Here is a 14,617-nt window from a genome sequence, read left to right as displayed (position 1 = left end):
CGTCAGGTGATGACGGTTTTTTTATATTTAATGAAGTGCAAATTTCTAAGGAGTGAGCGTCTTGCAGTTTTTCCCTAAACGTTATGACAGATCACTGTTTATCGTTATATTCATCTTTATGATGTTGAAAATGCTCCTGTTTCGCCATTTCGTCTTTTCAGGCATACAGGTGAAGAGCTTGCTGCCTGATGCAGCAGCTGTACTTGCACTGCTTCTGCTGCTGGAGCTAGTCAGCTCTGCGAGGTGGAGAGGAGCCGTATTTGGGCTCGTGAATGCCGTGTTTTCCTTGCTGCTATTTGCTTCAACGGTGTATGTCAGTTATTACGGAACAGTACCTACGTATACCGCACTGCATGGACTTGACCAGGTACTGCAAATTAGGACAAGCGTAGGGTCTATTATTTTGCCTGCTTATTATGTTTACTTTCTCGATGTTGCCGTCTTGGCAGCTCTATATATCGTTAAACGTGTCAGAGGAATACGCAGCGACGGGCGCAAGCGAATTGCCAAACCTCTATACACAGCTATTGCAGCTGTTCTATGTATTGCGATCTCGGGTGGATTCATTTGGTCCGCGAGTACGATTCCGAATGAGATCGTGAAAGCTGAGAATTTAGGCTATATCAATTATCAGGTTGCGGCAGCTGTTAAGGCGAGCAAAGAGCAGGCCGCGCTGAAAAATGGCAATGTAGAAGAAACAGGGGCTGATGCGATAGCGCTCAAATCCTCCTATTTTGAACAAGCTGGAGATATGGTCGTTGCCGGCACGCCTAATTATTTCGGATCTGCCGAAGGTAAAAATGTGATCGTCGTTCAAATGGAGGCGTTCCAAAACTTTGCCATCAATTTGTCTGTCGGTGGTCAGGCGGTTACGCCTGTTCTTAATCAGCTAGCGAAGGAAAGCTTCTATTTTCCTTATGTATTCCAACAAATTGGACAAGGGAATACTGCGGACGCTGAATTCATGTCGAATACTTCAATCTATCCAACCGGGGATATGGCGATGTCTACAGGCTATGGTGATCGTGAGCTGCCGAGTCTTCCGAGATTGCTTGGAGAAAGCGGGTACGAATCGGGCACCTTTCATATCAATGATGTGACTTTTTGGGATCGCAACCGAATGTATCCTGCGCTAGGTTTTACGGCATATTATGATAAAGCATCATTTAAAAATGATCATTTTAATTCTTTTGGCGCATCGGATGAGGAGCTTTACAGGGTCGGTCTTGAAAAGCTTAAGGATATGAAGGAGCAAGGCAAGTCTTTTTATGCTCAATTCGTAACTGCATCCAGTCATCATCCTTTCAAGGTTCCAACGGAGCTTCAGCATATTACGATGCCGGACTCCTTGCAAGGAACGCAGCTGGGCAATTATTTGACCGCATTAAATTACACCGATTATGAACTGGGCCGTTTTATTGAGGGGCTCAAAGCGAGCGGCATGTGGGAAAACACGGTGTTGGTTGCCTATGGCGATCACGCTGGTCTACAAACGACAGACAATGATCCTGCATGGGTTAGTGAGCAGCTTGGCATCGACTATGATGAGCAAATTAGCCGCTTAAACATCCCGCTTATTGTTCATGTACCTGGCGTAGAGGGGAAGACCGTTAATCAGGTTGGCGGTCAGGTTGATATTATGCCGACCGTTACAAATCTGCTAGGCATATCGCTTGATGATCAAGCTTTTACGACGTTTGGCCATGACTTGCTTAATATTTCACAAAATGTAATCGGTATGCGGTATTATTTGCCGACAGGATCATTTTTTAATAATGACATTTTATTTATACCAGGCAAAGGCTTTGAGGACGGAACTGCTGTCGATATTAGAACGAAAAAGCCAGTAGCCGACTTCAGTAAATATCGTGGAGATTATGATTATATACTGGAACTCATGAAGCTTTCGGATGATTATGTACGTCTGCTGCCGAAGCGGGCACCATAGAAGCAGATGAAATGCCTCTTGTCTATCCGGACTTGAGGCATTTTTTTCTTCGCAAATGCAATTATAAGCTTTTATGGAGGCAGGCAATGAGGTAAGATGGATATAGCTACAGAAGGTACTCTATTCCAATAAACGTAAGGAATCGATGAGACATGCGAATTGGTTTTTTTGATTCAGGGCTTGGCGGGCTTACCGTATTAGCGGAGGCACTTCAAAGACTTCCTGATAAGGATTTTCTTTATATGGCGGACACGCTCCATGTTCCCTATGGGACGAAGTCAGAGGAAGACGTGAAAGCGTACATTTTTGAAACGGTTGGTTTAATGATGGAAGAGGGCATAGATGCATTGGTCGTCGCTTGCAATACAGCGACCAGTATTGCAATTAACGAGTTAAGAGAACGTTATTCCCTGCCCATTGTCGGCATGGAGCCTGCTGTTAAGCCAGCAGTAGAAATGAATCGAGCAACAGGCAAGAGGGTACTCGTCTTTGCAACGCAGTTAACGCTACAACTGCCAAAATATTACGCACTCGTGTCACGCGTGGATGAGATGGGAATCGTGGATTCACTGCCTCTGCCGGAGCTTGTGCGTTATTGTGAGGCGCTGCAATTCGATAAACAGATTATCAACGAATATTTCCGGGCAAAGCTCGCAAACTATGATTTAGACAATTACGGAATTATCGTACTCGGCTGTACACATTATCCTTTCTACAAGGATATATTGAGGGAGCTGTTACCTGCTCATATCGAGATTGTGGATGGGAATGTGGGAACGGTGAAACGCCTATCCGCATTATTGAGCCGCTATGGCATTTCCGGAGGCGGAGGCAACGGAAACGTACGCTTTATGTGCTCGGGCCAAGAGCCAGCTTACATGGACAAGATGCAAAAGGCACTTTCGATTTTACGTGAAAAAAATGTGTTAACACAGTCACTTCAAAGCTAATTCGAAGCAAAAGGCGGGCAGCGCTCATCATGAGTGCTGCCCGCCTTTTTTTTATGACGATTATATGATTGCCGGCGGTTCTTCCAAAGTAAGCAAAACAGGACAATGATCGCTGCCCAAAATATGAGTGTCAATGGACGCATCGATGAGCAGTGGGCTCAGTCTTGAAGAGGCTAAGAAATAATCGATCCGCCATCCCACGTTCCGCTCGCGAACCTTCATCATGTACGACCACCAGCTGTACACATCCGTACGATCCGGGTAAAAATGTCTAAATGTATCGAGGAAGCCAGTTGCTAGCAGCTCCGTCATCTTGCCGCGCTCCTCAAGCGTAAAGCCAGAGTTGCCTAGATTAGGCTTCGGATGCTTAAGATCGATTTCTTGATGGGCTACGTTCAAATCACCGCAAACAATGACAGGCTTTAAGGCATCAAGCTGCTGAAGATAACCGCGGAAGCGATCTTCCCATTCCATGCGGTAATCCAAGCGCGATAAGTCGCGCTTGGCGTTAGGCGTATATACCGTAACTAGATAGAATCCTTCAAACTCCAGCGTAATGACTCGTCCCTCTGGCTCCGAGTTTTCCTCAATACCATAGTGCACGGAGAGTGGTTTTATGCGGGTGAACACCGCAGTGCCTGAGTAACCCTTCTTAATCGCGTAATTCCAATATTGCGAGTACTCCTCACCAAGCTCCATGTTGATTTGTCCATCCTGCAGCTTCGTTTCTTGCAGGCAAAAAATATCTGCATCCGTTTCCTTGAAATAATCGTTAAAACCTTTCGTTACGCATGCCCGTAAACCATTTACGTTCCAAGATACTAGCTTAATCATGATCTATCTCCTTACGTTTTCTATCATTACGTACTAGTTTATCATATTTTCTTCAAAGGACTGTTGGAAACATCATGCTCTGTGCATAAAAAAAAGGCTATGCCAAGCGATTAGACACCTGCTAGGAGACCACATTAGTTAATATATATAAAATATCATTTGCAAACGTTATATACAGTTAAGTATTTTAATGTAAAAATTGATAGTGACGATAATGTAGACTTAAGCAGCATTCATGAGATAAATAAGATAGCTTATAAGAACCGTAAACGTTTGAAGAAGAAGGAGGCTGTCATGATAAAAATATATAAGAGTGAATCAGGAAAAGAACAGGTTCTGCATTCCTATAATGCGCTTCTGGAACTGTGGCCAGCGAAATTTGAGGAGCTGGACATTAACACCAAATACGGCGTCACGCATTGTCTTATTGCTGGTCATAAATCGAATCCGCCTCTGCTGCTGCTTCATGGCGTTGGAGATAATTCGGCGGTGATGTGGATGCTAAACATAAAGGAATTATCCAACCATTTTTATTGCATTGCAGTAGATACGATGGGTGGACCAGGAAAAAGTGTGCCTAACGAAAACTTTCAGAAAAAGACGTTTGATCAGGTGGATTGGATCAATGAAATCGTTGATCAAATGGGATTGGATCAATTTCATATCGCTGGTGTGTCGAATGGAGCTTATATGGCTTTTATTTATACGGTTAACGAGGCAAGTAGAGTGAACAAAGTCGTTTGCATGGAGGGAGGTATGGTTACAACACCAATTAAAACGATGGTGAGCACCTTAATGATGATGATGCCGGAAATGCTGATTCCAACCCGCAATAATATGCTAAAAATTATAAAAAAGCTAAGTTCGCCCCAATCCCGCGTTTATGAACAGCACCCCGAATTAGCGGATCATCTTGTGCTTGCTATGAAAAATCATAATCAACAAGCGATGTTTGCACATAAGCTGCAGAAATATGATCAAGCGTCAGCAGCTGCGATAAAGGATAAGCTGTATTTTCTGATGGGTGAGTACAAGCTATCCCATAAGAAGGATTTTTTGCAGGTATTAAACGCAGGACAATTTCGTTACAAAATAATCCCTCATGCAGGACACGGCGTTAATCATGAACAGCCTGATGCTGTACATAATGAACTAATCCCATTTTTACTTCATTGAACTTGTATTGCTCGGAGCAAGCGATAATACGAAGCGACTAGGCCGACACACTCTCTATATGGAGAAAGAGCTCGGTCCTTTTTTGCGTGTGGTAAAAGTTGGTTGACATGTCTTTAGCCTAATGATAGGATAAAAGTACACTAGAACTAGGAAATATGACTTTAAGATAAATGCAGCAAGGAGGCATGGGCATGAATCAACAAAGTGAACAGAGCCAGCTTGATCTTCGGTTATTTCGTATATGGTTCAAAGCGTCTAAGGCAGTTGGCGACAATGTGCGCAAGGATATAGAAAGCCATGGCATTAGTCAGGAACATTTTATGATATTGGAGCTTTTGTATAGCAAGGGGCCTCATCCGATACAGAAAATAAGTGAAAAGTTCTGCATTCCAAGCGGCAGCATTACCTATGTTGTTGATAAGCTTGAGAAAAAAGGATATGTGAGGCGAGAGCCAAGCGCTACAGACCGTAGAGGCTCAAATGTCATTCTTACCGAAGCGGGGCAAACACTGTTTGATGATATTTTTCCGAAGCATGCGGATGTCATTACACGCAATTTGAGTTCTGTAAGCGACGAGGATAAAGAGAAGCTTATTGAGCTATTAAAAACGATCGGCATTAATGCAGAACAACTGAGCAAATAACATAAAAGTTTAAGGGGATGTATCAAATGACAACGATTAATCTTGCTATTATATATTACAGTGTAACGGGAACAAATTATCAAATGGCGCAGTGGGCTGCAGAAGGTGCGAAAGCAGCTGGAGCTGAGGTGAAAATATTGAAGACGCCTGAGCTTGCTTCAGAAGAAGCAATACAAGCTAACCCCATCTGGAGAACTCATGTTGCAGAGACGCAAGATATACCTGAGGTTACCTATAAGGATCTGGAATGGGCGGACGCTATTATATTTAGCATTCCATCACGCTTTGGCGGTATGCCTGGTCCTGTTAAGCAGTTTCTTGATTCGACAGGCTCACTTTGGTTTAACGGCAAGCTGGTCAATAAAGTCGTCAGCGGAATGACTTCGGCTCAGAATGCTCATGGCGGTCAAGAGCAAACCATCCTTGGACTGTACACTTCGATGTACCATTGGGGAGCGATAGTAGCTGCACCGGGTTATTCGAGTCCAGTTACCTTTGAAGCTGGCGGTAACCCATATGGGACAAGCGTGACGGTGCAAGGCGGGAAAATGGTTGAGGACGTAAAAGCAGCTGTGGAATATCAAGCTAAGCGTACAGTCAATGTTGCGCAGTGGGTCAAGCAAGGGCTCGCTCAAGCTTAAGCAGAAAATAAGAAGAGGCAGAGGGATACTGCCTCTTTTTTTTGTGCTATTATGGTATGGTAATCGCAGCGATCTTCGATGAACAATGGGTATGACAGCCTTGAAAGGCGGGAATAACGGTGAACGCAAGCAAAAGTACATTTTGGAAGTCCTATATGAGCGGTTTAAAATTGCATGTTGCCATAGCCGACTATACGAAGGTGCCGCTTTCGTGGAAGGACGATAATTATACGACGGATGTGAATAAGCTATATTATATCCAAGAGGGCGAAGGGTACATTAAGGCCGGGAATCAAATTTATTATCCAAAGCCCGGTGATCTGTGTCTGCTGCCCGCAGATGTCGTACAATCCTATGGAACGATTAATACGAATACTTACGGAAAATATTGGTGCCACTTTACTGCAAAAATAGATAATTTCAACCTGTTTCAACTGCTCGAAATGCCCGTCATGATATCGATATCCGATCACGAAGGCTTGAAGGGTAAATTTGAGAGGCTGGTACACCATCATAAGAGTGAAGACTGGACATCCGAGCTGCAGCTGCAGTCGGCGTTTCTTGAGATTATGGCCATGATGCTGGAGCAGGCTGAGGATGTGACAATCAAAACACCGGCAACCAGCTCATTTGAGAAGCTGAATGTTGTGCTGACCTATATTGAAGAGCATTTATCGGAAAATATTACAGTAGATACTCTTGCTCAGCTTGTACATTTTCACCCTAATTATTTTATACGAATGTTCAAAAATACGACAGGGCTCTCACCTATACAATATGTGAATCGCAAGCGTATGGACAAAGGACGGCAGCTGCTATCCTTTACTTCACTTAGCATCTCGGCAATAGCTGAATCTCTAGGAATGGATGCTACTTATTTCTCTCGTTTATTCAAAGAATATATGGCTTTGTCACCGAGCGAATATAGGGAGCTTTCACTGAAATGATTAATTAATAAAGAAAACCGTTGCTGTTTAAGCGACGGTTTTTTGAGATTACAAACAAAACGTTTCCATTTTCTTCACAAGAGGGAATTGATCTGCGTTATTTTTAACCATATATTAGATAATGAAAAGGTAAGTGGAAGGGAGTGTTTATGCCATTAACAAACTCTATAAAAAGAATATTAGTTTCTTTATTGCTTCAAGCTTCATTATCATTTTGCTGGATCTTCTATTTGCTAATTCTGTTCTAATTAAAGAGAACGATCAGCTGCTGACGCTTGGCATTGCATTAGATTTTGTCGTGGTTATCCCTTTATTGCTGTACTTTCTATGGTTCCGCAAGCTGAATTTCAAGATCGCATCCATCATTCCTTTTGCTCTTATAGGTTATTTAGCATTAGCGTTATTTGTACCAAACACCGATCAAGAAACGATGAACGCTATAAAATATTTCCTTATTCCGCTGCCGCCTTTTATTCTAGCTTTAAAAATCTATGATATTGCGGCTGCCTATAAGCGTTATAAAAAAGTGGATAATCATCCTATAGAAACACTTCGGAAAAGTCTAGAAGAGACCATTCGCCATCCCAAAATTGCAGCTTTGCTCACTCATGAATTATCTGTTTTTTATTACACCTTGTTCGCATGGAGAGAACCAATTTTCATTCGAACGGGGTCTGCCTCATTTAGTTATCATAAAAACTCTAACAAACTGATAACCTTACTCGTATTTTCGAAAATATTGATTATTGAAGGGGTATGCATGCACATTCTGCTTGCGCAATGGTCGCATACAGCTGCATGGTTACTCTCATTAGGAAATGTATATATTATTATGCTGCTTGTTGCTGATTACCGAGCGATGTGCTTAAATCCTATTTTGGTATCGGATCAACAAATAAGGTTTCAGTACGGCATTCAGTTGTATTCGGACATGAATATCCATACGATTGCATCCATTTCGGTCATTAAATTCGAGAAATTAGGTAAGGATAAAATGAAGAAAACGATGAAAATTCTGGACACAGAACCTAATGTGCATATGATATTAAAAGAAGAAATCACGGTTATTACGGCGTTTGGGATTCGAGAACAAGTTGACCAAATCTATTTATTTGTAGATAATCCTCATGAATTTCAAACGAAATGCCATCAGTTGATGGAGGTAAGCAAACAGGACAGCGAATAGTTCGCTTGCCCTGTTATGCTTTCGGATTCAATCATCTATCTCGCCAATAGTACAAGTACATTGCTTGCTCATATTTTCTCTAACGAACTGTATCATGCTTATTATGCAGAAAATGATCTTTTTCAAACGCTAACGAACCTGGTTGGCGTTATATCATGCTTTATAGGGTGATATGAGCTATTTTTCTCGAAATAGCGATGCTGGAGTTCGTTGCAATAATAATTCCTTGCAAATGGTTTAAATAAGAGCTGCTGAGTTCGTTACAGCATACGCCAAAAACAAAGGAGCTAAGCGGATTCAAATCGCTTAGCTCCTTTGTTATTCCGAACTTTTCCCATGATTAGGATTGTTCTGCACAACTAATTCTTTTGGGACAACCTTTTTGCTGCAAGTATAAGAACTCCGATGGAATCAAGGATAAAAGCTATTTGCAGGCGTAGTTGTCGAACACCAGCGGGAATTGAATAGTGATTTGATCAAAATATCCTTCGCTTCATCCGTGCCGATATAGCGCAGTGCTTCTAGAGCATGAGCTCTTACATAACGGTTCTCGTCATCGAGTACTGCCGCCAAAGCGGGAACGGCTGCTGCCGCTGCAGCACCCATGCGAGATAAGGACAGCCCAGCTGTAAATCGTACTTGAACATCCTCATCGGACAAGGCTGTAATAAGACCCTTCACTGCAATTTCTGAAGAATTAGACAAAATGCCAAGTGCTTCAACGACTGCAATTCTTACTGTCGCATCGGAGTGGGACAGAAGTTCAACAAGCTTTGGAAGCGCGGATTCAGCATAGCTGCGCAGCTCGCCAAGTGCGAATATAGCATATTGTACAGTCTCTGAGCGATCGCTCTCTAGTGCGTCGATCAATCCGCTTACTGCATCTGAGCCTGCGATGGACAGTCCATAAGCAGACGTGCGTGATACGTCTAATCTCTCATGATGAAGACCAGCCAGCAGTACTTTCACGCCTGGAGCGCCATATTTAGCAAGCGCATAGGCAGCATTCAAGGCATTTGGTTCGAAGCTATCTTCCAAAGCCGTCGCCAGTGCGGCTAATTTCTCTTCGTTTGCTTCCGCAGTGTTTGCTAGACTGCCTAGCTTACCTGACATCCAGTTCCATGTTTCTTCCCACATGTCTTCGTGGTTTGCGATTGGCAGGGCAAGGTCAGCAGGCTCTTTCCACTCGGAGATCAGATTATTCCATGAAGGCTTAGTTGGAACAGCTGTACGCATGAATTCAAATTTAAGCATGTAACGAGCATTGCCTAATATATTTGGTGTTGAACGGTGCCAGATATCATAGTGGATGAGTGCAAATGTACCTGCTTCACCGCTAGCGTAAGCTTCTCCTTGAACCTCGTCAGAGGCGAAGGTACGCGACTCGTAATTTTGGGTGCCAGGCACAACGCTAGTAGGCCCAAGCTCAATTGGTGTGTTTTGCGGGAAGTACATAATCATAGCCCACCATGGGTGGTGGTTGCGCATACGGGAGTAGCCCCAGTAGCTGTCCTTATGCCAACCGCCAGCAACCGGCTGTGCATTAAAGTGGCCATGGCGATGGGCATGCAGCATGTAGTTTGGACCCAGTACGCTTGTTAATGCGCCTGTAATAACGGGGCTGTCGAAAGCCTGTTGAATTTCTCGGATTCGCGGCAGCAGGTTGTTGCCGGGATTGCCTTCCTCGTCATATACTTTTCCAAGTTCAGCTGTCATGGCTTGATGGAAGGATTCAGGGAAATCTGTTTTTAGAATAAGAAAACCTTCAGTTATAAACTTTTGCATTTGTTCGTCAGTGAGTAGTAGCGGTGATTGATTCATATAATGGATGACCTCCTAATGTTGTGGTGATAAACCGATTATATGAGAAGTCGAACCAATGCTACATACACGAAACTAAGTGAAGCTTGCATAAAACTAACTTCCTGTTTGTCAGCCAAAAAAGCTGCTCATTTGAGCAGCTTTTTAATATTTTTTAATTTTCCAGCATAAGGAGGGAAGACGAGCCCAAGCTCAAGCTTGGTGCTTTTCTTCAAAATACTCTTCTGATGCGAGAAAAGATCAAAGCTGTATTTGCCATGATAGGCTCCTACACCTGAGCTGCCAACACCGCCAAATGGCAAATAGGGATTAGAGACGTGCATAATCGTATCGTTAATACAGCCGCCGCCGAAGGAAACACGGCTCATAACTTCATCCTCCAATGCTTTATTCTCTGTAAACAAGTAGAGGGAAAGCGGCTTTGGATGAGCGTTAATCATTCGAATGGCCTCATGGATATCTCGGTACTCCATAACAGGCAAAATAGGGCCAAATAATTCTTCTGACATCGCCGCGCTATCCCATGAAACACCATCCAGTATCGTCGGTTCGATAAAGAGGTCTGCGCGGTCTGTGCCTCCTCCATAAACGATACTGGCTTTGTCTTGCTCTAGAATGGAAGCAAGCCTGTCAAATTGACGTTGATTAATGATTCGACCATAATCTTTGTTGCTTTGTATAGAAGCTCCATAGAAGGATTGGATGACTTCCTTCATTTTTGCGACCAGCTTTTCTTTAATATCCTGATGAGCCAGCACATAATCGGGTGAAATACAGGTTTGGCCGGTATTCATTAATTTGCCCCAGATGATCCGCTTGGCAGCGATCTCGAGATTAGCGGTAGAATCTACAATGACAGGGCTTTTTCCTCCAAGCTCAAGCGTGACAGGCACAAGGTTTTTGGCAGCCGCCTCCATAACGATTTTACCGACCGCGATGCTCCCTGTGAAAAAAATATAATCAACCGGCGCGTGGATGAGCAAAGAGGTCGTTTCCTTCTCCCCCTCAATGACTTTAATGTAGGCGGGATCAAAGGTTTCATTTATGATTTTACTTATTAAAGCTGAAACATGAGGCGAGCTTTCGGATGGTTTGAGAATGGCACAATTGCCTGCGGCAATGGCTCCGATAAGCGGCTCAATGACAAGCTGGAACGGATAGTTGAAGGGACCAATTATTAAAGCTGTGCCGTAGGGCTCCTTCATAATACGGCTGGATGATGGAAACAGATAAATCGGTGTTTTCACCTTCTGCGGCTTCATCCACTTTTTGAGATGCTTAATGACATGTCGAATGCTATTGGTTACGATTATAATTTCTGTCATATGAGTCTCTAACTCACTTTTGCGAAGGTCTTGATAAAGCGCCTCGACAATTTCCTGCTCATGACGTTGTATGGCTTGCAGCAATCGTTGCAATTGATTCAGCCTAAAGCGCAGCTCCTTGGTCTGGCCTTGTTCGAAAAATGTTTTTTGCTCTAGCACAATCTGTTCAATATCTTCTGCTCTAAATGAACTCATTTCCGCAACCCTCCTTACATATCCACATCTTAACAGGTAATGAAACGAACTTCCACTTGGATATTGAGTTAGCGATCTCATTTTTTTGCATATTAACACACAAAGAAAAACAGGGTACCCGTCTTCTGAAAATCAAAGAGGGATATCCTGTTTAGATGGTATTAAAGTGCTTCTTTAATGATTTTTTTGTAATAAGAGACGGAAAGAATTCCGAATATGGAGTAAAGGATGGTATATAGCAGCATGACTATAATCATCGGAGTTAAAAGCTCTGTTCCGAAGAAAAACCATCCGGATTTGACTGCAAAATAGCTGTGAAGCAGCCCAACCACTAAGGGAATGCCAAAGTTGAACATTTGTTTTATTTTTATGCCCCTTAACAAATCAGCCCTTGTGAAGCCGAGCTTTCGAAGGATGGTATAGTTTGGCTTTTCCTCTTCGCTTTCTCCCATTTGCTTAAAATAGAGAATATTGCCGGATGTGATAAGAAAGGTTAATCCAAGGAAAGCAACGATAAACATAATCAAGCCCATCGTTTGTTTTTGCTGGTTGCTTGTATTAAGCTGAGAATCATTTCTGTTGTGCTCAGAGAACTTCATCTCATTGAATAGCTGAGTCGCTTCTTTTAGATCAGAACGATCTTTCATATTAATTCCGATATGCAGGGTAGAGTGTTTCTGAATAGCCGGATCAAGATGATTATTTAAGCGCTCAAAAACAGAATCATCGACGATAACTACAGGCAATCCGCCGCTTTTAAACCACCAAGAGACGATGGGCTGCTCCTTAAGTCCGATATATTGCTGTGGAATACTTTGAGTAGGATTCACTAGCTGTACAGGCCCTGAGTCCTTCAAAGACATGAACTGTTTGAGCATGCTGCTGTAACCGGAGAGATAGAGCTCGTCTTTAGACAGCTGAATGCCGTCAACAGACTTTTCGCTGACTACGGGCAAGGTCATCATATCCGAATTCCCAGCCACGCTTACCCCTTCCAGATTGTTATTCATAATACTCTTCACATTGACGTCTACCTGAATGACAGGAATCGTTTTTTCGGTATACGGCAGCTTGTTTTTGTTTAGCGCTTCTTTAAACTGCTCCGCGTCCTGAACGTTCATAAATGCAAAATGTTCGGGAACATTGTTTTTGGCTGTTTTTTCGGCAGAGTAATAAGAGATATAGCTTAAGGACAATAAGCCGATAGCAAGCGCCGACACGGTCGTAATGATGGTGAGCAGCAGCGCATTCGATTTCATACGGAACATAATAGACGAGAGAGATAAGGTTTCATTTATGTTAAGGTAACCGTTTTTCTGCTTTCGGATCACGTTGAAAATAAAGCTGACCGATCCTTTATAGAAAAGGAAAGTTCCAAGGATAACGGAGCCCAAAATGCCGATCATGGCAGCAAAGAGCGCGGTCATCGTCACAAATTTACCGCCGAACAGTTCGGAAGAAATATAATAGCCAAGGGAAATGAGCAGCAGTCCGGCAATGCCGATCAGCATTTCCAGAATAGACACTCTTCTTGCTTTGCCTTCTGTGACGGAATTCACTCTAAACAGCGATAATATCGTTTGTTTTTTTATAAATAAATAATTCATCAACATAATCAGAAGATAAATAACTAAAAAAATAATTATGGTTTGCTTGAAGGCTTGGGTGGAGAAATGCAACTCGGCGGCCACCTCTACACCTATCGTTTTAAATAAAATCATAATAATTAATTTGGACACAGAGAAACCGACCAGAACCCCCAGCAGGATGGAGCCGAAATAAAGAAAAAAGTTTTCCAGAGTCAGAATGCGGAAAATTTTATTTTTGGTCATTCCGATAAGCTGAAATAAGCCGATTTCCTTGCTGCGCCTTTTAATAAAGATGGTATTGGCGTACAGCAGAAAAATAGAAACGATTCCAACGAGCAAATAAGAAGCAGTCTTAATGGCGGCAGCCCCTTTAACAGAGCCTTTTGCCTCATCCATGGCAGGATCAAACTGCAAGGTGACAAAGGCGAAATAAAGAGCAGCGCTAAACACGAGAGCAAACACATAGAGATAATAGTTTTTTAAATTCTTTTTTAGATTGCGGAAAATGAGTTGATTAATGCTCATGGTGCACCCCGCTTAGTACACTTTGTGTTGCCATAATATCGTTGAAGAAGTTTTGCCGCGTTTGTTCTCCCTTATAAAGCTGAGAATAGATTTGTCCATCCTTGATGAAGATGACTCTGCTGCAATAGCTGGCAGCTACCGGATCGTGAGTAACCATGGCGATTGTAGCTTGTCTTTTTTGATTTAAACCGCTCAGCTTGTTCAGTAAATCAGAGGCGGATTTGGAATCAAGAGCGCCTGTCGGTTCGTCAGCGAAAATAATGCTTGGCTCATGAATGAACGCTCTTGCAGCGGATGTACGTTGCTTTTGACCGCCAGATATTTCATTTGGGTACTTATTGCGGAGCTCATAAATGCCAAGCTCGGTCGCTACCGCCTGAAACTTACGCTCAGCTTCTTTTTTTGGCGTCTTTGTTATCGACAGCGGCAATAAAATATTTTCTTTGACCGTTAGCGTATCTAACAAATTGTATTCCTGAAAAATAAAGCCTAAACGATTTTTACGAAATTCAGCCAATTGTTTTTCTTTTAACCCAGAAATAACTTTCCCTTCGATTTTAATCGAGCCGCTGCTAATGTGGTCAATCGATGAAAGCACGTTTAGCAAGGTTGTTTTTCCTGAGCCGGATGCGCCCATGATGCTGACGAATTCCCCTTTTTCAATGCTAATATCGAGCCCGCATAATACTTCCTGCTTATTGAATTTGTTTCCGTAAATTTTATGAATTTTGGTTGCTTCCAGAATGAACATGTGATTAACACTCTCCCTAGATCTATTACTTGTATTGTAAATCGAATGTCCGATTAGTTCCTTCGAATGACCGAACAAATAATAG

12 protein-coding genes are annotated in these 14,617 nt (G+C 42.7%); 7 read left to right on the top strand and 5 right to left on the bottom strand.

Translation table 11 applies throughout. From position 1 onward, the window contains the following. The first annotated feature begins 61 nt into the window (after positions 1 to 61). Both ACIFSR_RS04485 and murI read left to right on the top strand, forming a co-directional pair. Entirely contained in the window at positions 62 to 1,948 is a 1,887-nt protein-coding gene (locus ACIFSR_RS04485) for an LTA synthase family protein (protein ID WP_430055260.1), read from the top strand. A gap of 152 nt (positions 1,949 to 2,100) precedes the next feature. Further along, on the top strand, positions 2,101 to 2,898 hold the full coding sequence (gene murI, locus ACIFSR_RS04480) for a glutamate racemase (protein WP_339206744.1): 798 nt from the start codon (positions 2,101 to 2,103) through the stop codon (positions 2,896 to 2,898). A 60-nt stretch (positions 2,899 to 2,958) separates the two neighbouring features. Here murI and ACIFSR_RS04475 read toward each other — a convergent pair whose 3' ends face one another. After that, positions 2,959 to 3,729, bottom strand: a complete 771-nt coding sequence (locus ACIFSR_RS04475) for an exodeoxyribonuclease III (RefSeq protein ID WP_339209499.1) — start codon at positions 3,727 to 3,729, stop codon at positions 2,959 to 2,961. 297 nt (positions 3,730 to 4,026) lie between these two features. Between ACIFSR_RS04475 and ACIFSR_RS04470 the strand changes: the two genes are divergently transcribed. The 5 genes from ACIFSR_RS04470 to ACIFSR_RS04450 all read left to right on the top strand — a co-directional run bounded on the left by ACIFSR_RS04470 (position 4,027) and on the right by ACIFSR_RS04450 (position 8,326). Then, positions 4,027 to 4,908, top strand: coding sequence for an alpha/beta fold hydrolase (locus tag ACIFSR_RS04470; protein WP_430055258.1), 882 nt, complete (start codon positions 4,027 to 4,029; stop codon positions 4,906 to 4,908). A gap of 191 nt (positions 4,909 to 5,099) precedes the next feature. Then, a complete protein-coding gene (locus ACIFSR_RS04465; RefSeq protein ID WP_430055257.1) occupies positions 5,100 to 5,552 on the top strand; it encodes a MarR family winged helix-turn-helix transcriptional regulator in 453 nt (150 codons plus the stop codon). Positions 5,553 to 5,578: 26 nt separating this feature from the next. Then, complete coding sequence (gene wrbA, locus ACIFSR_RS04460; RefSeq protein ID WP_076268782.1) at positions 5,579 to 6,193, top strand: NAD(P)H:quinone oxidoreductase; 615 nt, start codon at positions 5,579 to 5,581, stop codon at positions 6,191 to 6,193. 119 nt (positions 6,194 to 6,312) lie between these two features. Continuing rightward, entirely contained in the window at positions 6,313 to 7,140 is an 828-nt protein-coding gene (locus tag ACIFSR_RS04455; RefSeq protein WP_083682118.1) for an AraC family transcriptional regulator, read from the top strand. Positions 7,141 to 7,273: 133 nt separating this feature from the next. Beyond that, entirely contained in the window at positions 7,274 to 8,326 is a 1,053-nt protein-coding gene (locus ACIFSR_RS04450; RefSeq protein ID WP_430055255.1) for a hypothetical protein, read from the top strand. 411 nt (positions 8,327 to 8,737) lie between these two features. On the opposite strand, the gene ACIFSR_RS04445 is transcribed toward ACIFSR_RS04450, so the two are convergent. The 4 genes from ACIFSR_RS04445 to ACIFSR_RS04430 all read right to left on the bottom strand — a co-directional run bounded on the left by ACIFSR_RS04445 (position 8,738) and on the right by ACIFSR_RS04430 (position 14,532). Continuing rightward, positions 8,738 to 10,147, bottom strand: coding sequence for a HEAT repeat domain-containing protein (locus tag ACIFSR_RS04445; RefSeq protein WP_430055253.1), 1,410 nt, complete (start codon positions 10,145 to 10,147; stop codon positions 8,738 to 8,740). Between the two features lie 128 nt (positions 10,148 to 10,275). Further along, a complete protein-coding gene (locus ACIFSR_RS04440) occupies positions 10,276 to 11,667 on the bottom strand; it encodes an aldehyde dehydrogenase (protein ID WP_339206755.1) in 1,392 nt (463 codons plus the stop codon). A gap of 161 nt (positions 11,668 to 11,828) precedes the next feature. After that, entirely contained in the window at positions 11,829 to 13,781 is a 1,953-nt protein-coding gene (locus tag ACIFSR_RS04435) for an FtsX-like permease family protein (RefSeq protein ID WP_430055250.1), read from the bottom strand. Continuing rightward, the gene (locus ACIFSR_RS04430; RefSeq protein WP_076268787.1) at positions 13,771 to 14,532 is read right to left on the bottom strand and encodes an ABC transporter ATP-binding protein; all 762 of its coding nucleotides are present in this window, start codon (positions 14,530 to 14,532) and stop codon (positions 13,771 to 13,773) included. Before ACIFSR_RS04430 ends, ACIFSR_RS04435 begins: the two co-directional genes overlap by 11 nt. Between the last annotated feature and the right edge of the window lie 85 nt (positions 14,533 to 14,617).

Source organism: Paenibacillus sp. NRS-1760 (assembly GCF_050467785.1).
Taxonomy (GTDB): domain Bacteria; phylum Bacillota; class Bacilli; order Paenibacillales; family Paenibacillaceae; genus Pristimantibacillus.
This window is presented reverse-complemented; position numbering and strand designations above follow the sequence as displayed.

Bases quoted from the DNA above. Each gene is read 5' to 3' on its own strand.
- ACIFSR_RS04440 (WP_339206755.1), bottom strand. From the start codon at position 11,667: ATGAGTTCATTTAGAGCAGAAGATATTGAACAGATTGTGCTAGAGCAA.
- ACIFSR_RS04470 (WP_430055258.1), top strand. From the start codon at position 4,027: ATGATAAAAATATATAAGAGTGAATCAGGAAAAGAACAGGTTCTGCAT.
- ACIFSR_RS04435 (WP_430055250.1), bottom strand. From the start codon at position 13,781: ATGAGCATTAATCAACTCATTTTCCGCAATCTAAAAAAGAATTTAAAA.
- ACIFSR_RS04430 (WP_076268787.1), bottom strand. From the start codon at position 14,532: ATGTTCATTCTGGAAGCAACCAAAATTCATAAAATTTACGGAAACAAA.
- wrbA (WP_076268782.1), top strand. From the start codon at position 5,579: ATGACAACGATTAATCTTGCTATTATATATTACAGTGTAACGGGAACA.
- murI (WP_339206744.1), top strand. From the start codon at position 2,101: ATGCGAATTGGTTTTTTTGATTCAGGGCTTGGCGGGCTTACCGTATTA.
- ACIFSR_RS04445 (WP_430055253.1), bottom strand. From the start codon at position 10,147: ATGAATCAATCACCGCTACTACTCACTGACGAACAAATGCAAAAGTTT.
- ACIFSR_RS04465 (WP_430055257.1), top strand. From the start codon at position 5,100: ATGAATCAACAAAGTGAACAGAGCCAGCTTGATCTTCGGTTATTTCGT.